Below are 16731 nucleotides of genomic sequence, written 5' to 3'. Positions count from 1 at the left end.
CATTTCGACCTCGACCACCTCGCTGTCGTCGCCGGGTGGGGTATCGGCGCTCACCGTTCGTCCCTCCAGTTACTCCGCTCACGGCGACGTTTTCGCTGTCGCTCTACCCGGCGTTTCGCGCGCTCGGTCGCCGTCTCGCGGCCGTCGAGCCACGCGGCGACGAGGTCCTCGGCGTCGGGGTGGCCGTCGAACGCGCCGAGGACATGGGCGGCGCTGGGGTCGGGGTGGTCCTCGACGAATCGCTCGATACGGTCCGCCTCGGCGTCGAGGCGGTCAGCGACCACCCGGAGCGTGGGAGCGTCGTCGGTGTCGCTCATTCGCGATCGCCCTCCTCGGTGGGGTAAAGGACGCGCTCGCTTACGACCTCGGCGTGCTGGGTCGATTCGCGGGTGTTGAGTAGTATCTTAACAGCGCCCACGGGGACGCGAGCGCGGACGGCGACAATATCCCGGCCGTCGACCTCATCAATGTCGGCGGGTGGGCGAACGCCCCCGTCGAGGACGGTCACGCCCCCGACCGTCGCGCTGGGGTGGGCGAGGAGCCGGCGGCCGATACCCGCCTCCTCGGTGTAAATGCGGACGGCGTCCTCGTCTTTCGTGAACCGGAGCGTCGTCTCTTTTTCCTGGGGAGCGAGGTCGGGGTCCTCGCGGACGAGGTCGAGGAGCGCCTCGCGCTCGTCGTCGACGGCAAGGCTCACCGCCGATCACCTCCCCGGAGCGCCACGACAGCCGCGAGCGGGAGCGCGAGGACGACCGCGGCGAACGCGACCCCGAGGACGAGCGTCGCGACGGTGAGCGGGTCGCTGGGTCCCACCTCGGCGGTGTCGGCGGGGCTCATTGTCGGACCCCCCACCCGTGGGACGCGTCCGGCGGGAGCTCCTCGACGAGGACCTCCGCGGAGCCGCAGTTTGAACACCGGATGTCCGCCAGCGTGTCGCCGTGGCGGACCGGCTGGACGTCGACCTCGTCGTCGTCGTGGCACTCACAGAACACCGCGACAGCGTCGTCGGCACCGGTCCGCTCGGTGATTTGCTTGTACCGGTGTCCGAGGTACTTCTCCAGGTCCTCGCAGTCGTCGCAAAGACGCCGTTTGTCCGTTCCGGGACGGTTAATGTCGTAATACCCGGTCTCGTACTCCGCTGGGCCGACGCGGAGCCGTTTCGTGTCGCCCTCGTCGAGGTCCTCACCACACCGCTCACACACGGGACCGGTCTCCTCGACCGGCGGCGCGCCGACGTCGCCGTACTCTTGTAGCCGACTTTGGTCGTCGCTCACCGTCGTTCACCTCCCAGGTACTCGGCGGCGACGTTCGCGAGGCGGTCGGCGACCGGCCCGCCCTCGACGGCGCCGTCGGCGTCGATCATGTGCGTGGCGCCGAGTTTCTCGACGGCGAGGACCGCCGCCTCGGGGTCGTCGGGGTCGGCGACGACGGCGACGTCGCTCGTCTCCTCCAGGCGCTCCCGGAGCGCTCGCTGGGCGTCGGTGAGTCGGTCGGCGGGCGTCGTCTCGCTCGCCCCAGCGTCCTCGGTGTCGTCCTCCTCGACGAGGTCGCCGATACGCCGGAGCCGGCGCGGGGGAAACGCGTAGGTCGGACACTCGGCGGGAAGCTCCAGCGCCTCGGGCGGGCTCCAGTCGGGGTGCGCTCGCTCCAGGTCCTCGCGGAACGCGACGACGACGACCTCGCTGTCGGCGTCGTACGCGGGGTTATCCTCGGCGACGGTCACGTCCTCGCCGTCGTCGTCCCGGTACGCGACCCAGTCGTCGAGCGCCACCGGCGGGCGGTTGATGACGACCGCGGGGTTCGGGTCGGCGTCGTCCGCGTCCTCGACGAGAGCGCCGACCTCGTCGACGCCCTCGCCTCGCTGGGGCGTCGCCTCGGTGCCGGCGTCGGGGACGTCGCCGCCGATTGTGGCGCGGCTCATGGGCTCTCGCCCCCCGGGAGCCCGCCCTCGCTGTCGCCCGGCCACACGGTACGCACACAGCCGTCGGGCGCGACGACGAGGAGCGTGTCCGTGACACGGTCAAGATACGCGTCGCCGATCACGCCCGGGCGGTCGACCGCCTCGGCGCGGTCGAGAGCGGCGAGGACACACTCGCCCGGCCGGGGCTCGCGGGCGTCGACACGCTGGAGCCACCGCAGGCTCGCGTGGTGGGACACCGAACCGGCGGCGCTCACGCTCGCTCACCTCCAGGCTCCGCGAGGAGGGCGTCGACAATTGCGTCCTCGACGGCGAGCGCCGCACACTCGTACGCCGAAAACCACCACTCCCCCGCGTCGTCGGGCGACGTCGCGAACGGCGGTCCCCAGCGACTCGCCGTGAGCGCGACGGCGGCGTCGAGGGCTTTCGTTTCGCGTTCGCTCCCGCCGCCGAGCGGCGACGCGTATCCTCGACGGTCGTACTGATCGAGGGGCGTCGTCCCGGCGAATTCGTCGAGCGTCGGGCGCTCCGCGCTCACCGGCCGTCACCTCCCGAGATCGCGGCGAGGCGGTCGGCGGGGAACGAATAGGAGTTGATCGCGCCGAAGCTCACGGCGTCGCGGACGTCCTCGACGGTTCGCCACCCGTCGAGGTCCTCCAGCTCGTCGACGTAAACCGCCTCGACGACGGGGGCGTCGGGGTCGTAGTCGGGATTCGCGTCCGCGACGGTCGCGTCGAGCGCGTCGATACGGTGGTCGGCGGCGCGGGTGTCCTCGCGGACACGGACGACGAGGAGCTCGTCGTCCTCGTCGCCGCCGCGATCGCGAACACGCGAGCCCTCGCTCGGGAGAATATAGCGACCGCCGTCGGCGCGTGGTTCGTGGGTGTCCTCGACGCCCTGGAGGGCGTACTCGTCGCGCCACCCCGCCGAGGCGTCGCGGCGGGTGGTCTGCTGTCGTCGGGGGTCGTCGGCGTAAGCGTCTTTACGTCGGTCCGTCTCTTTTCGCGTGGGTTTTCGCATCTGTCTATTATTTCGGTAATGTATCTCGACGAGATACGACCCTACGTCGGACGGACTTATATGGGAGGAGCCCGTCAGAACACTTGACGAGCGTCGTCTCGTCGTTCAACTCAACTCCGACGCCACGCCCGCGGACCCCTACACCTGCCACAGTCCAGAGGTCCCCGGCGCGTGAGCGTCGGGGGCTTCGCGGTCTTACCCTAACCAGCGACGCGTGAAGCCTATCGGCGCCGCCTGATGGGTACGTGCTGTGTCGCTTCTTGAGTCATGTATCGGCGCGAACTAACTTAAACCTTCATGCCCCCGGTCTGTGTTATTCGCCACGTACGGGATTATTCCGGCGTGCGAAATGTTTGCTCCGGGGCAAAGAATTATTCAATTCCCGCTGTTAACGGGTGTTAACAGGCATGAGCGAACTAATCGCGGCTCGCGCGAAAGGCGAATTACTGGAGCGATACGAGGACGAAAAGGAACGCCTCGGCGAGGACGAAACCGAGAGCGAGCTGGTTCGCGACCTCCTCGACCGCGGGCTCCGCGACCGACGCGTCCCGCTCGTCGCCCGGCTCGACCTCCCGAACCGTGTCGGCGCCCGTATCGAGGACGAGCGGGAGCGCGGCGAATCCGAGGAGGAAGTCGTCCGCCGGTTCCTCCGCGAAGCGGTCGACGCGCGCGACGCCGACGCCCTCGACGCGATCGGCGCCGACGACGAGCTCCGCGCGGCGGTCGAGGACGCCCGCGAGGACGGCGAGCCCCTCGACGACACGGTCCGCCGACTCCTTCGCGACAGCGCCGAGGACGGCGACAGCGCGGCCGGGCGACAGCCGTCGACGGTCGTCCCCGCGACGCTCGCGGCGACGCTCGCGGTGAGCGTAACGCTCCTCGCGACCGGCGAGCGCGCTGTCGGCGTCCCGCTCGCGATCGCTTCGGCGGCCGGTGTCGCCACCTGGGGGCTCTCCCGCCTCGCTGGGTGGGGCGCCTGGGTCGGCGAGGCGGTCGGGGAGGTCCGGGACGCATACCGTGAAATCGGAGGGGTTCGCGGATTTTTTAGTTACGCCTGGGAGCGCTGGGAGGCGGACCACCCGATCGAGGAACCGACGACGGCCGTCGAACGTGTCGCGCGGCTCGACCTCTATTTCCCGGTGTTTGTATTGGTGTTTCTCGCCCTCGGTGGCGTCGCGTGGGGCGTCGTCGAGGCGGGGCTCCTCCCGATCCTCGGTCCGCCTGGGGCGCTCGCTCTCGTTGTGATACTCCTCCTCGCGGCGTACGCCGCTCCGGCGTCGATTTTCGTCGCGAGCCTTGCGCTCCTCGCCGTCTCCTCGTCGGACACAAATGCCACCGACGCCGCCGAGGTCAGCAAGTGAGCGCTGACAGCCGATACTCCTCCTAATTGTCGTCGCTGGGACCGTCGCGCGACACGATCGCCGAACATGATGTATTCACGGTTCGCGCGTTTCTAACTCATCATCGACAAGACCGGTCAACTATACACATATATCGCGGGCCTACGGCCCGCGAATATGTGTAGTAGTGTCGTCGGTCCCTCGTATCCCGCTGTCGTCGGGCGATTCGACGGTGTATTCTATGTCAAACCTGGGGCGAGCGGCCGGACCACCCGACTACGACCGGATAGGGACACGCCCGGATGGCCATGTTCCGGGCGCGTACCCAGGGGTTCCGGCGGCGTACGACTCAAGTCGCCGGCGGGCGAATCGGGAGGTATGCGACCGGAAGTACCCGAGGCGCTCGCCGGCGAGATCGACGACCGTGTCCGTTCGGAGGTCCGCGTCCCACCGGACCGGCTCACGTTCGCCGACCGGCTCGACATACTCGTCGAGGAGTACGACGAGCGACGGGGCGAGGCGGAGAGGCTCCGCGACCGCGTCGAGGAGCTGGAGGCGGCGGTCGAGGACCTCCGCGAAAAGAATCGAGAGCTCCAGGAATTCAATAACGGCGTATCCGTGAGCGGGTCGAATAACTGGTAAGCGCCGTTAACGATACGACAGCGCTAATCACCATACAGCGGCGACATACTGGAGTGTTAGTAACGGCGAGCGAGGGTATACATAGGCACTTACACGTATACAGTCTGGAGGAGGGGCCACTATCACGAGGCGGGGCGGCGAGCCCAGGGACGCCGTCGAGCGCTCGGCCAGACAGCGGCGTCGTGCTACTCAAAAACAACGATTCTGCCAAGAAATTAGCAGAGTCGCAAAGTTTTGCGGGACAGGGTGATGCCCGCGACAAAGCCGCCGAGAAGGTCAACGCCGGCGAGAAACGCGACGGCGACCCGGCGGTCAAGATCGACTACCCCGACCACCGCCACTCGGCCCGCCCGGTCGGCGGGCGTTCGACGCCGTCGAGGGCGCGGGCAGATTGTCAACGAGTACGAAGAGATGCTGGCCGTTGAACGCGAACGGGCAAAGGAGAGAAAAAAGCAGTCGGGAGAAAAATTCGGCAAAGGTTCTGGAAATGTTTCCACGACCTTTGAGGGCGCTAAAGCCCGCGACAAAGCCGCCGAGAAAGTCAACGCCGGCGAGCGGAACACAGAGAACACACACGGACACGACCGATTCGTATTAGCATAGGGAACACGCGAACCGACAGCATCGACTAACACCCTTTCGACACTAATCGACCGACCGCGGAGGCGTAAAGTGGTGTTAGTTACCAGCGGCGAGGGCTATACGTACGGCCAAACACACGCATAGTCGGCGAGGACCGCCGGACTAACACGCTGGAGGTGGGACGGCGGCGCTGTCGGCCGATTCATATTATTGGCGTGTGGCAACCGCTCCGAATCGCACGACGGCGACGAGAACCGAAAACGCGAAAGAGATTATTCATTACCCACCGGGCGGGCCTATAATAACGTCCAACCACACGCATACCGAGGAGAGCGAGGCGGATTCATATTCGCGCCGCCCCCCTCGTCGGTGTCGATCGCCGCCCGCTCCGCGCCACGGCCGCCGCCGAGGCGACCGGTGTCGGCCCGCCCGTCTCTCGCTCCCAGCCCTACATAGTACGTATGGACACCGACAGACGACACCGACGCCGGCGTCGAGCGGCGGGGGTTCCATCACGCTCACAGAATCGACAGACAGCGCGGAGTACGGTGGTGGAAGGAAGCACACGCGACAGTATATACGTACCAACGTACGCTATGTCGGGAAGATAGCTCACCGTTTCCACCTGTTAATAGAATTTAGGTATGAATTATTAACCACCGGCGGGCGTCGACGCGATCACGGCGGGAGCCTCACCGCTGGAGAATCCTATAGGAATTCATGTATGGATATTTCAGACGCTAAGTCGTCGCTATAAGTCGCCTACAGGAATTCCTATAGGCTATCCGTAGCGTGGTCGGCGACCGCCTCGCGGAGGGTGTCGACGTACTCCGGCGCCGCCTCGGCGAGCCCCAGCCGGAGCGCGAGGCGAAGGACCTCACTCCGCTCGACCGCCGCGTCGTCCTCGACGTCCCGACCGAGCGCCCCCCGGAGCGCGCGCCCGACAGCGTCGCGGTGGTCGGGGTGGTCGTCGAGCGCGGCGAGGAACGCGGCGAGGTCGCCGTCCCACACGCTCACGGTTTTCTGTCGCTCGCCGCTGTCGATCGCCGCGAGCTCCTCGCGTATCGACGCCTGGAGGTCGCGGCGGTCGTCCTCGCGCGGCGCCTCGTCGAGGCGGTCGCCGTGGGAGGTCTGTTGGCGGAGCGCGTCGAGCTCCGGGTCGCTGTCGTCGCTCATGCGTCGCCTCCCTGGAGGCGGTCGACGAGGACCTCGGCCGCCTGGAGGTATGCCGCCCGCGCCTCGCGGGCGGTTTTCGACGGCGAATCGAGGCGGAACACGGTTCGCCCCGCCTCGGTCGCGTTCCGTATATCCTGGGAGTACGGGACGAGGTCGGGCGCGATCGCCTCGGGGTACTCCTCGCGGAACGCGTCGAGGTACTCCTCGGCGAGCGTCGTCCGGGTGTCGACCTTATTCGGGAGGACGAGCGAGAGCTGTATCTCGACGTCGAAATTCGCCGCTATCTTCTGGAGGTCCCGGCGGAGCGCGTCCGCCTGTTCCGCCTCGAACGGTCCCATTTCGACGGGCGCGATTACGTGACGCGCCGCCCACAACCCGTTATAGCTCACGTTATTCGTGAGCCCCGGAAGGTCGAGGAGGACGACGTCGTACCCCAGCGGGTCGACGTACTCGTCGAGAAACGCCTCCAGCCGGGAATACCGGTCGCGAGCGTCGTCGACGGTCCCGAGGTCGGCGTCGAGCGTGTCGAGCCCAGGGTGAGCGGGGATAAGATCGACGCCCTCCTCGGTGTCGACGACGAGGTCGGCGACGGCGTCCTCGCCCAGTTTCTCGGCGATGGTTCCCCAGGCGTCGTCGAACACGGTCGAAATGTTCGGCCATGCCTCGTCGGCGTCGATCGCCTCCCGGTACGCCTCCCACACGCCGAAGTGTTTCGCGAGGTCGCCCTGTTTCCCCGCGAGGTCGAGGAGGAGGACCTCGTACCCCTCCCGCTGGAGCGCGACGCCCAGGTGGGCGACGGTCGTCGTTTTGCCGGTGCCGCCTTTGTCGAGGAACGCGGCGGCGCGTAGTGTCTCACTCATAGGCCTATAGTGATACCTACAGGATTCGCTATAGGCATAAAATCACGTCAGACACCCGGCTTACAACAGCCTATAGGAATACCTATAGTCGACACGGACGCCGCGGCGATTCGTATGTATTCGTCGAACGACCCCCAGTATAGCATACGCGAATAGGGGTTCTGCCGGGAGGTGACGAATACGGGACACGGCGACAGCGCACAGACCGACGCGAGACGGTCGCCCTCGCCCGGACAGCCGAGAATCGGGGCAAATCGAACGCACACAGACACGCACTCCCGTATAGTATATAACACGCGCTCCCCGCGCGGGCGGCCGCGGAGCGTTGCCAACTCGGTGAACTACGGCCGCGACGTTGCCCGAATCGAGCTGACAACAACAAAGGGAAGCATGGTCATGACTCGTCAAACACGCGGTGCCGCGGGCGCACGCGGAGGAGTCGGTGGTGGTGATGATTACGACCCTACCCATCACGCGAGACGCGGCCGGGCGCGGGGTCCCGGACCGTCGGGCGGTGTCGCCGCCTCCTGCCTATCGGCGACGCGATCGCTGTCGGGTGTCGCGAGCCCGGGCGAAAAAGAAAGAGGGAGGGCATATGAGCGATTTAATCTAAGGTAGCTAACGCGGAAAGCCACCGGAAAGGCGGTGTGCCGTCTTACTCCTCGCGCTCGACCTCGCCGGCCGCGGCGATCAACTCCTCGCCCAACTTCCGGGCGGCCGCCGGTGGGAGAAACGCCGTCGTCGACACGCCGCGCCGTGGGCGATCGCCCTCGCCGAGGAGCTGGAGTTTTGCCCTCCCCTCGTACGGGAGCGGCTCGACGGACACGTCGAGCTCCATCGGGTCGGTGGTCGTCGACGCGATCCCGAAGGTCGCGGGGGCGTCGTCGTTGCTGTCGTGAGGGCTTTCACCCTCGGCGGTGTGTTCTTGCATGGGTCTTAACCGGCCCACCTCGTCGGGCGTCCTCGCGCCCGGCGACCTTCTAACGGCCGGCTCGGTGGGTAGTAGATACGTATACCGCCGTTCACTTAGTAGTGTGTGACTCTTTCAGGGGAGTATTGGATTCATTATACAGAGTCCAAAACTCAAGTACCTACATCCCGTTTTCGTATATAAAGAGGCTCCAGCGACATGGCTCCAAATGAGAATTCCCAAATTCAAGCGAGCGTGTGGCTCAAACCCGACCAAGTCGACGCGCTCCGAACCGCGGTGTATCAGACACGCCCCGACTATCTTCAGGAACGCGACGACGCGATAATCGCGCTCATGTACGACACCGGCGTCCGTGTCGGCGAGCTCGTCGCGATCGACGTCGACCACCTCCGGGAGGAGAACACGACGCTGTACCTCCCCGGTCATATCCAGAAGGATTACCCGACGGACAACTCCCCAGGCGCCGCCCGGATCGGGCTCGCGAGCGACACGACGCGAACGCTCACCTCGTACCTCGCGCGACGGTGGAAAGATACGCCCGCCCTATTCCCCTCGCGGTCGAGCGACCGGATTACGACCGAGGGCGTTCGACAAATGTTTCGCCGTGTCGCCGAGGCGGCCGACGTCGAGCCGTTCCGTCGCGACGGCTCTCGGGGGGACCCCAGCGACGTTACTCCCCACGCGCTCCGCCACTCGGTCGCATACCGGATGATGAACGTCGAGGACGGAAATACGCTGTACGACGTCCGGTCGCGGCTCCGCCACCGCTCGATTCAAACCACCGAACGGGTGTACGACCACCTTATCGAGGTGTAAACCTGGGGCGAAAGGGAGGCGGCTCTAAGTAGCGCCCTCGCGTCCGCTGTGGGTATGGTCGAGAATCCGTTTTCGTGTGAGGAGTGTAGCGACCGCGACGCCGTGTTTTGGGTGTACGAACGGTACGAGGCGGACGACGGTGTCGGCGCCGTCGAGGCGGAGGTCCCTCTTTGCCGGGAGTGTATCGAGGGGGTAGGACCGGATAAATTGGAGAACGCATACGCCAATTACGAATTCCGAATCGAGCCCGTCGCCGAGGCGTTCGGTATGTCGACGCTATAGCGAGGTTATGGAACCCAGTCGTCGAGGAATTCTTGGCACCCCCGGAACGACTCTCGCGACGGATAGGCGTCGACGAGGGTGTCGACACCGGTCGCCATTTCGACCGCCGTATGGTCGTGGCGCGCGACGAGAATCGTTCCCTCGTGCTCGTCGGGCGAGAGCGCGCTAAAATCCGAATAGTCCTTGGTGACGACGACGAGCTCGTGCTCCCGAGCGTACGGGAGGACATCGGTGTAATCGGCGACGCCTGGAGCGAGGACGTCGACGACGAGCTCGGCGTGATAGCCGCGACGAGCGAGCTCCTCGGCGACCGATCGCCCGACGTTTTCGTCGAGGAGAAACCCCCACTCCGAGCCGCCCATTTACGGCGGGGCGACGCCGTCCGGGCGGGTCGTTGCGACCTCGCGCCGGAGCGCGGCCGTCTCTCGCTCGCGACGCTCGCGGACGGCCTCCAGCTCCTCGGTGTGGGTATGGTAGTACGCGAGCGCCTGATAGACCGCCGCGACGTCGAGGTCGTAGTCCTCGGCGACCGCCTGGGGCGTGTCGCCGACCTCCTCGACGCGATCGCGGAGCTGGAGAACCGAGATACGACGCCCGTCGACGTGTGGCTCGTCGAGGAGCTCCTCCGCGACACCGGCGGTTTGCGTCACCATGCTATACTCACATACACGCCCCGAGGAGTATAATCTTCGGGGGTATTCGGTGGGGGTTGGTCGGCCAATTTTAATAATTGGTCGAGGGGTTGGTCGGCCAACTTCTACAATTGGCCGAGAATTGGCCGACCAATTTCTGTAATTGGTCGAGCTCCAGCGCCGCCACCCCGTCTATAGGTTGTTACGCGGTGTAGGGCAATTAGCGCAGTAATACCTCCCCCGGTATAATGTGTGATTGTCCGTCATTTCTCCGCATTTGAAACACGCCCGCCACGGGTTACAACCTGCGTGGAAAGCGTCTCCGTCCGGGGAATATGTAGCGTTAGGTTTCTCTACAGGTTCACGGCATTTTGCACACTCTACTGTTTCTGCGTCCTCGCTGTCTGGTTTCATATTGATTTAGTATCTGGTTGGGGGTCCGTGTATCTATGCCGCCGGCTATTCGCCTCCGCGTCCTCCGCCGCTATCGCCGCCGCTACCCTGGGGGTTCGACCCCGTCGGCCACCGCGCCGGCGGTGTCACCCGCCGGGATTACCGGTGTCGAGGGTGGCACGACGCCGGTGTCGTCCCTCTCGTCGCGGCCGAAAGCGAAATTCCACGTATGTAATGTCTCATTACCCGGAATTTCGTTTTCGCCGCCGGCCACCTCCCCTTCCAGGTCGGGGAGGTCGACCTCGGCGAGCCCAGGGTCCTCCTCGAGCTCGTACTCCCCAGCGCGCCCGGCGTGGGGGTCGGTGAGCGCGCGGAGGTATCCGCTGTCGCGTAGGTCGGCGAGGACGTTTTGAACTTGCCGAATCCCGACGGCGCGGTCGTCGTCGGCGATCGTGTCGGCGACCTCGCGAGCGGTAAATGGACCGTCGCGGAATTCGGCGGCCGCCTCGACGACGGCGAGGGTCCCCCTGGAGTGAGCCGAGACGACAGCGCCCTCGTCGACGACGGGGAGGTCCTCGCGAAGGGCGGAGGTGTGGGCAAAGACGAGCGTGTCCTCGTCGTTCCGCCCGGCGCGGAGCGCCGCCTGCATGGTGTGGTCCTCCCGCATATGTCGGAGGTACGCGTTCGCGACGTCACTCCCGTAATCGAGCCCCGCGCCGTAAGTATCGCCGCGGCCGGCGTCCTCGCCGGCGACGAGCCCCCATTTCTCGGGGACGACGTCGCTGTAATGCTGGGAGCCGAGAATCACGGCGACTTGGTGCTCGCCCAGCGCGTCGGAGCCTTTCATCCCCTCGTAGTTGACGACCTCGCCGGCGTGGGCGCCGAGCTCCTCCTCCAGGTGATCCACGACTTTGAGCGTCGAGATTACCGCCGGGCCCTTGTCGTCGACGGCGCCGTCGGCGTCGCCGGTGTATTCCTCGGCGACCGCCTCGACGAGCGCGAGGTCCTCCTGGAAATTCTTTCCCTCGGGCGAGGAGTGATACGACAGCGGAGTGTCAGACGTTTGAATCACGCGGAGATTCACCGCCTCGCGGAGGAACCGCCGACGCTGGGCGTCGGTGTCGTGAATGTCTCGCCGCTGGACGTCGCGCCCGATCGCGTGGCGCCACAATTCGGGGCGCCCCGTCGCGTCGAGCCCGAGGACGGGGCATTTCTCGCCTTTCGCGTCGGTGAACGCGGGCGGATCGACGACGAGAGCGCCGTGGTGGTTCTTGTCGACGACGACCGTCGCGCCGTTTTTTTCCAGGCGCTTGAACACGCCGCCCTCCGCCTCGGTGTCGAACGAAAACGTCGCCTCGCGAACCTCGCGAACGTGGTCGTCGTCGACGTCCGCGATCGCGCCGGCGAGGAGCGCCCAGGCGTCGGGGTGGGCGTACCCGTCGCTCGCGAACAGCGCGAGCTCACGACACCCGTCGCGTCCGCCGCGGAGGGCGGTCGTCGCGGCGTCGAGAACTCCCTCGGGAGCGTCGCCCGCGACGGCGGCGACGGCGGCGTCGAGGAGGTCGCGAAGATCGCCACCAACGGGGAGCGCGTCGAGACGCTCCTCGACGGCCGCGAGGAGCCCGCCCTCGCCGGTGTCGACGGCGTCGACCCCGCGGGACTCGGACTCGTAACTTCCGGAAACACTTCCGGAAGTTACGACCCCGCGGGTGAGCGCCTGGAGGAGGTCCTCCAGGTCGTCGGCGAGGGCGTACAACTCCCCGTATCCGTCGCGGCCGTCGGCATACGCGGCGTCGGCGTCGGCTCCGATTCGGTCGGCGGCCGTCCCCAGGTCGTCGACGACGCCGTCGAGCGCCCCGCCGTCCTCGGGGTCGGCGTCGGCGAGCGTGGCGAGCGCCGCCCGGAGCCGGCTCACGTTTGCGGACGTGTGTTCGCGAACCGCCTCGACACGGTCCTCGTCGAGAATCTCGGCGGCGCCGCTCGACGCCTCGGCGACATCCCCCGCGGCCGCGAGCGCCTCGATAGCGTCGGCGGCGACACCGTACTCCTCGCCGGCGCCGTCGAGCCATAGGTCGACCCACGTATCGGTGTCGAGCCCAGCGTCGAGGAGGTCCTCGCGCGAATCGACGCCGGTGAGCGCCTCGGAGAGCCATACCGCATGATCCATGAACCGCTCGCCGTACTCCGAGAAATACGCGTCCTCGGGGAATTCGTCGATTGCGACGGCGCGGGCGCTCTCGACGCGATCGCCGCCGTTGTCGCGGGAGAAATGCGTCGTCGCGCTGTCGACGTGTGCGTGTTCGGGGGAACCGACGAGGAGGTCGGTCGGGTTATCGGGGTCGCGGACGCGGTCCCACCCGCGAGAGTATCGACACTCTCCGCTGTCGTGGTGGCACGGGGTAGATTCACCAAACAGCGCCTCGTCGCGTCGGTGAATCTCCGCGGGGGTATGGCCGAGCGCCCGGGCGATTAACACCCTGATACGCCATGCGTCGCCGTGTTCGCCCTCGGCGGTCGGACACGTCGCCCGCTGGAGGTCGACCTCGTCGTCCTCGTCCGCCGCGTCGTCCGCGCCGTCCTCGTCGTCGAGATACGGCTCGACATGGTCGAGGAGCGCCTCGCCGTCGCGGAGGAGCTCACGCCCCTGTTCGCGAACAGCGGCCACGCCGACGATTACCGCCTCCTCCGGGAGCGTATTCTCGGCGAGAATCGGGAGGTGAAGGACCGACGGCTCCGCGTCGGGGTGGTGGTTCTCGTCCTCGCGAATCTCGTCGGCGTATGCCTCCGCCTGGGCTTTCAGCTCGTTACGCCGTGTCAGGTACACGCCGGGGTGGTCGTCACTCGTCGCGGTGAACCCGTACGTTTTGCCGGTCCCAGGGAGCGAGGTAACGACTTGGGCGTGGCCGCGAACGCCGACGGCGTCGCGAATGAGTGCCTCGGTTCGTTCCCGCGCCTCGTCGAGCGTCTCGCTGGGGGCGTGTGCGCTCGCCTCGTCGTCGAGAATCCGAACCGACGGCGGGAGGACGGCGACGTGTTCAAAGACGGTCGCGCGCCACTTCGGGAGGGGGGCGCCGTACTCCTCCCGGAGGACGCGATACGCCTGTTTGAACGCCTCGCCGCGGGGGTACTCGGGTTCGGCGTCGATAAGCCCCTCCTCCAGCGCGGCGAGTTGAATCGGCGAGAAAGACACCTCATGCTCGACACACCAGAATCCGGCGCCGTACCCGGCGAGAATCCGCTCGCCGCTCTCGCTGTCCTCCCACGTCGGGTTTAGCTTCGCGATCGCCGCCCCGCTGGGGTCGTCGACCGTGACCTCGGAGCGACACCCGTCGAGGATGTGGTCCGGTCGGACGCGGTCGAGCGCCGCGAGGACGAGGTCGTCGCGCTCCTCCAGCGTCGTGTTATCGAGGTACTTCGGAAGGGGAGCGCCGTATCGGTCGCGAGCGCGATAGTACGCCTCGGTATATCGCCCGTCGCTGGGGAAGTCGCTGGGCGACTCAATCCACCCCTCGGCGAGGGCGACGGCGATCGCGACGTCGTCGACGTCGTCGCGCTCCAGCTCGGGGAGCTCCGCGTCCGCGTCGAGGTCGCTCGGTTCGACGGCGGCGGCCGCGGCGAGGGCGTTCGCGGGTTCGACGACGACGTCGAGGTCGAGGAGGTCGCGGCGGTACTCCTCGTCGTCCTCGTCGTCGGTGGGCTCCCGGCCGGTGTCGAGCCCAGCATCCTCGACAGCGTCGATCGCCTCGGCGTACGCGCCGGGTGGGAACGCTCGGTACGTGTCGCCGTCGTGGGCGTCGACGTCCTCGACGACCTCGCCCGTCTCGCTGTCGCGGTCGACGAGGTCGTCCTCGTCGACGACACCGAGCGCGATCGCCGCGGCTCGGAGCGCCCAGTATGGCATTTCGTCGCTGTCGGGATTCGCGCGCGCGTCGGGCGTCCAAACCGGAATCTCATACCCGAGCTCCCGGAGGTACTGAACGCCACGCGCCCAGTCGCCGCCGTCGGCAATTTTCCCGACGGGCCATCCCTCGCGGTCGATAAGCGCCATTTCGACAGCGGTCCCGTGGTCGCCGCTGTCGGTGTCATTGAAAATTCCCTTTTCGAGGTCGACGTACGTCGCGTTCCCGGAGTTGTAACTCCCCGCCCAAGTCGGGACAATCGCCTTTTTGTCGCTCCCGGAGCGGTCGGTAAGGTCGCGTTCCTTCTCGGTCCATTTGTCGACAATCGTCTCGTCGGCGACGCTCTCAATATCGAGCGCCTCGATCGCGTCCTCGACGTCGCCAATATCGGGCGTAATCTCGTATTCGGTGAGATCGAGGTCGCGGTCGGCGGTTTTCTCCCGGTGTCGCTGGAGTTTTTCGCGACGGCGTTCCGCCTCCCGCTCGTCCTCGACGAACGCGTCGATTCGGTCCCGCCACCCGCCGGGGTCGTCGGCGCCGTCGAATAGGTGTTCGACGAGCGTCGCGACGCGATCGGTGTGTTCGCGAGCGGTGAATTCCTCCGCCCAGCGTTCGCCCTCGTCGACGAGGTCGTCGGTAACGTCCTCGCGGGGGGTAATCGAGTATTCGACGTCGTCGACGTCGATCGGCGTAACGACGGCGTCGTGGTCCTTGTGAATCGACAGCGGCGCCTTGTATTTCCGATTGTGATTATTCGCCCAGTCGGGGTCGATTACCTCCGCGGCGCCGTCGACGCGTTCCTCGACGCGTTCCTGGGCGTCTTTGAGCCACTCATTCGAGCGGTCGATTAGCTCCCGGAGGACGGCGCCGACCCAGTCGTCGCCGTACTCCTCGCGGACGTACTCGGCGATCGGGAGCGTCGTCTCGGGCGCGGTAAACAGGTACGCCCCGCCGACGCTGTCGAGCCCGTACACGGCGTCGAGCCCGCCGACGAGCGTCGCGAATTCCTCGGCGTACGCCTCCAGCGCCGCCTCGGCGGTCGCGCGGGTGTCGTCGTCGAGGTCGCCCCGCTCACCTTTCAGCTCGTCGTCGAGGTCTATATCGCCCCACACGGACACCGCGCGGAGGTCCTCCGGGAGTGGCGTCGGGCTCTCGCCGTCGCGGTACTCGTATTCACCGTTCGCGAGCCGCGCCGACCGCCACCGCCGGAACGCGCTCGGTGATTTGTAGGTCGTGAGCCCGTAGATACTCCGGTCGACACGCCCGAGGACGGTATCGAGGTCCTTCGCGAACGCCGCGGGACGTCGTCGCTTATTATACCCCTCCTCCAGCGCGTCGACGTCGAGCTCGTCCTTTGTGATATACCACCCGGCGAGGTCGTCAAGTCCCATAGTGGGGTATTCCCCGACCTTCGCGAGGCGCTCGTACACGGACCGAACGCGCTCGTAATGGGCGGCGATCTTCTCGTCCGGGATTGAAACGTGATACTCGTCGTCGTCGGGTTCCTCGGCCGTTTCTCCCGTCTCTCCCCCGGGGTTCGCGTCCTCGGTACCCGGTTCCTCGGGGTTCCTATTCGCCGAATTCGACGGTTCCGCCGGTTCGCGGCCCTCGGCGAGGCGGACGAGGTCGTCGTCGAGCTCGCCGACACGCTCCAGCTCGTCGGCGTCGCGGAGTGCGCGGCGAGCCTCGCGCTCGCTGTAGCCGTTCGCCTTCGCCTGTTCGACGAGCTCGTCGATCGGAACCGGCTCGTCGTCGAGACCGAGGTATCCGCGGGTTTCCCACACGAGACCGCTCCAGTCGGGGCTCATTCGGTCTCGCCCTCCCCCTGATACCGACGACCTTTCCTTTCCAAGGACACCACACGCCCAGCGGCGATTTGCGCCCCACCGCTATCGAATTCGGCGTGTATATCGGCACCTGAATCAAATGCCGCCTGGAGATTTTCATTTTCCGCCGGGTCGATATAGACCGCCATTTCGACCTCGACCACCTCGCTGTCGTCGCCGGGTGGGGTATCGGCGCTCACCGTTCGTCCCTCCAGTTACTCCGCTCACGGCGACGTTTTCGCAGTCGCTCTACCCGGCGTTTCGCGCGCTCGGCCGCCGATTCGCGGGCGTCGAGCCACGCGGCGACGAGGTCCTCGTCGTCGGGGTGGCCGTCGAACGCGCCGAGGACATGGGCGGCGCTGGGGTCGGGGTGGTCCTCGACGAATCGCTCGATACGGTCCGCCTCGGCGTCGA

Annotated in this window: 21 protein-coding genes; 5 read left to right on the top strand and 16 right to left on the bottom strand. The window is 66.6% G+C overall.

Annotation, left to right across the window (positions count from 1 at the left end):
* Positions 1 to 50 precede the first annotated feature (50 nt).
* Genes HALNA_RS18950 through HALNA_RS18920 form a run of 8 tightly spaced genes read right to left on the bottom strand, consistent with a single transcriptional unit; the run spans position 51 to position 2938 of the window.
* Positions 51 to 317 carry a hypothetical protein gene (locus HALNA_RS18950; RefSeq protein WP_049938143.1) on the bottom strand — a complete coding sequence of 89 codons (267 nt, stop codon included), beginning with the start codon at positions 315 to 317 and terminating at the stop codon, positions 51 to 53.
* Positions 314 to 697: a hypothetical protein gene (locus HALNA_RS18945; RefSeq protein WP_049938142.1), complete on the bottom strand. Its 384-nt coding sequence runs from the start codon at positions 695 to 697 to the stop codon at positions 314 to 316. Before HALNA_RS18945 ends, HALNA_RS18950 begins: the two co-directional genes overlap by 4 nt.
* Entirely contained in the window at positions 694 to 837 is a 144-nt protein-coding gene (locus tag HALNA_RS20380; protein ID WP_157573653.1) for a hypothetical protein, read from the bottom strand. The genes HALNA_RS18945 and HALNA_RS20380 overlap by 4 nt, the downstream gene beginning before the upstream one ends.
* Complete coding sequence (locus HALNA_RS18940; protein ID WP_049938141.1) at positions 834 to 1274, bottom strand: hypothetical protein; 441 nt, start codon at positions 1272 to 1274, stop codon at positions 834 to 836. Before HALNA_RS18940 ends, HALNA_RS20380 begins: the two co-directional genes overlap by 4 nt.
* Positions 1271 to 1921, bottom strand: a complete 651-nt coding sequence (locus tag HALNA_RS18935; RefSeq protein WP_049938140.1) for a hypothetical protein — start codon at positions 1919 to 1921, stop codon at positions 1271 to 1273. The genes HALNA_RS18940 and HALNA_RS18935 overlap by 4 nt, the downstream gene beginning before the upstream one ends.
* Positions 1918 to 2175, bottom strand: coding sequence for a hypothetical protein (locus tag HALNA_RS18930; RefSeq protein WP_049938139.1), 258 nt, complete (start codon positions 2173 to 2175; stop codon positions 1918 to 1920). The genes HALNA_RS18935 and HALNA_RS18930 overlap by 4 nt, the downstream gene beginning before the upstream one ends.
* Positions 2172 to 2456, bottom strand: a complete 285-nt coding sequence (locus tag HALNA_RS18925) for a hypothetical protein (protein WP_049938138.1) — start codon at positions 2454 to 2456, stop codon at positions 2172 to 2174. Before HALNA_RS18925 ends, HALNA_RS18930 begins: the two co-directional genes overlap by 4 nt.
* The gene (locus tag HALNA_RS18920) at positions 2453 to 2938 is read right to left on the bottom strand and encodes a hypothetical protein (protein ID WP_049938137.1); all 486 of its coding nucleotides are present in this window, start codon (positions 2936 to 2938) and stop codon (positions 2453 to 2455) included. The genes HALNA_RS18925 and HALNA_RS18920 overlap by 4 nt, the downstream gene beginning before the upstream one ends.
* A gap of 407 nt (positions 2939 to 3345) precedes the next feature.
* Here HALNA_RS18920 and HALNA_RS18915 point away from each other — a divergent pair, with 407 nt between their 5' ends.
* The 3 genes from HALNA_RS18915 (at position 3346) to HALNA_RS20375 (ending at position 5523) form a co-directional block, all read left to right on the top strand.
* Positions 3346 to 4299 (top strand): hypothetical protein, encoded by a 954-nt coding sequence (locus tag HALNA_RS18915; protein ID WP_049938136.1) that lies wholly within the window; start codon positions 3346 to 3348, stop codon positions 4297 to 4299.
* A gap of 357 nt (positions 4300 to 4656) precedes the next feature.
* Positions 4657 to 4920, top strand: a complete 264-nt coding sequence (locus HALNA_RS18910; protein ID WP_049938135.1) for a hypothetical protein — start codon at positions 4657 to 4659, stop codon at positions 4918 to 4920.
* Positions 4921 to 5331: 411 nt separating this feature from the next.
* Positions 5332 to 5523 (top strand): hypothetical protein, encoded by a 192-nt coding sequence (locus HALNA_RS20375; protein WP_157573652.1) that lies wholly within the window; start codon positions 5332 to 5334, stop codon positions 5521 to 5523.
* A gap of 753 nt (positions 5524 to 6276) precedes the next feature.
* On the opposite strand, the gene HALNA_RS18905 is transcribed toward HALNA_RS20375, so the two are convergent.
* The 3 genes from HALNA_RS18905 to HALNA_RS18895 form a co-directional block, all read right to left on the bottom strand.
* Positions 6277 to 6678 (bottom strand): hypothetical protein, encoded by a 402-nt coding sequence (locus tag HALNA_RS18905; RefSeq protein ID WP_049938134.1) that lies wholly within the window; start codon positions 6676 to 6678, stop codon positions 6277 to 6279.
* Positions 6675 to 7538, bottom strand: a complete 864-nt coding sequence (locus tag HALNA_RS18900) for a ParA family protein (RefSeq protein ID WP_049938133.1) — start codon at positions 7536 to 7538, stop codon at positions 6675 to 6677. Before HALNA_RS18900 ends, HALNA_RS18905 begins: the two co-directional genes overlap by 4 nt.
* A gap of 655 nt (positions 7539 to 8193) precedes the next feature.
* Positions 8194 to 8469: a hypothetical protein gene (locus HALNA_RS18895; RefSeq protein WP_049938132.1), complete on the bottom strand. Its 276-nt coding sequence runs from the start codon at positions 8467 to 8469 to the stop codon at positions 8194 to 8196.
* A gap of 198 nt (positions 8470 to 8667) precedes the next feature.
* Here HALNA_RS18895 and HALNA_RS18890 point away from each other — a divergent pair, with 198 nt between their 5' ends.
* Positions 8668 to 9285 carry a tyrosine-type recombinase/integrase gene (locus HALNA_RS18890; protein ID WP_049938131.1) on the top strand — a complete coding sequence of 206 codons (618 nt, stop codon included), beginning with the start codon at positions 8668 to 8670 and terminating at the stop codon, positions 9283 to 9285.
* A 54-nt stretch (positions 9286 to 9339) separates the two neighbouring features.
* Positions 9340 to 9567, top strand: a complete 228-nt coding sequence (locus tag HALNA_RS18885) for a hypothetical protein (RefSeq protein WP_049938130.1) — start codon at positions 9340 to 9342, stop codon at positions 9565 to 9567.
* A 5-nt stretch (positions 9568 to 9572) separates the two neighbouring features.
* On the opposite strand, the gene HALNA_RS18880 is transcribed toward HALNA_RS18885, so the two are convergent.
* The 5 genes from HALNA_RS18880 to HALNA_RS20765 all read right to left on the bottom strand — a co-directional run.
* Positions 9573 to 9929 carry a DUF5615 family PIN-like protein gene (locus HALNA_RS18880; protein ID WP_049938129.1) on the bottom strand — a complete coding sequence of 119 codons (357 nt, stop codon included), beginning with the start codon at positions 9927 to 9929 and terminating at the stop codon, positions 9573 to 9575.
* On the bottom strand, positions 9930 to 10220 hold the full coding sequence (locus HALNA_RS18875; protein ID WP_049938128.1) for a DUF433 domain-containing protein: 291 nt from the start codon (positions 10218 to 10220) through the stop codon (positions 9930 to 9932).
* Positions 10221 to 10695: 475 nt separating this feature from the next.
* Positions 10696 to 16299 carry a hypothetical protein gene (locus HALNA_RS20945; RefSeq protein ID WP_049938127.1) on the bottom strand — a complete coding sequence of 1868 codons (5604 nt, stop codon included), beginning with the start codon at positions 16297 to 16299 and terminating at the stop codon, positions 10696 to 10698.
* On the bottom strand, positions 16296 to 16517 hold the full coding sequence (locus HALNA_RS18865; RefSeq protein ID WP_049938126.1) for a hypothetical protein: 222 nt from the start codon (positions 16515 to 16517) through the stop codon (positions 16296 to 16298). Before HALNA_RS18865 ends, HALNA_RS20945 begins: the two co-directional genes overlap by 4 nt.
* Positions 16514 to 16731 (bottom strand): hypothetical protein (locus tag HALNA_RS20765; protein WP_169719071.1); only part of this gene is annotated, 218 nt, incomplete at its 5' end. The genes HALNA_RS18865 and HALNA_RS20765, both read right to left, overlap by 4 nt.

Source organism: Haloplanus natans DSM 17983, from assembly GCF_000427685.1.
Taxonomy (GTDB): Archaea; Halobacteriota; Halobacteria; order Halobacteriales; family Haloferacaceae; genus Haloplanus; species Haloplanus natans.
This window is presented reverse-complemented; position numbering and strand designations above follow the sequence as displayed.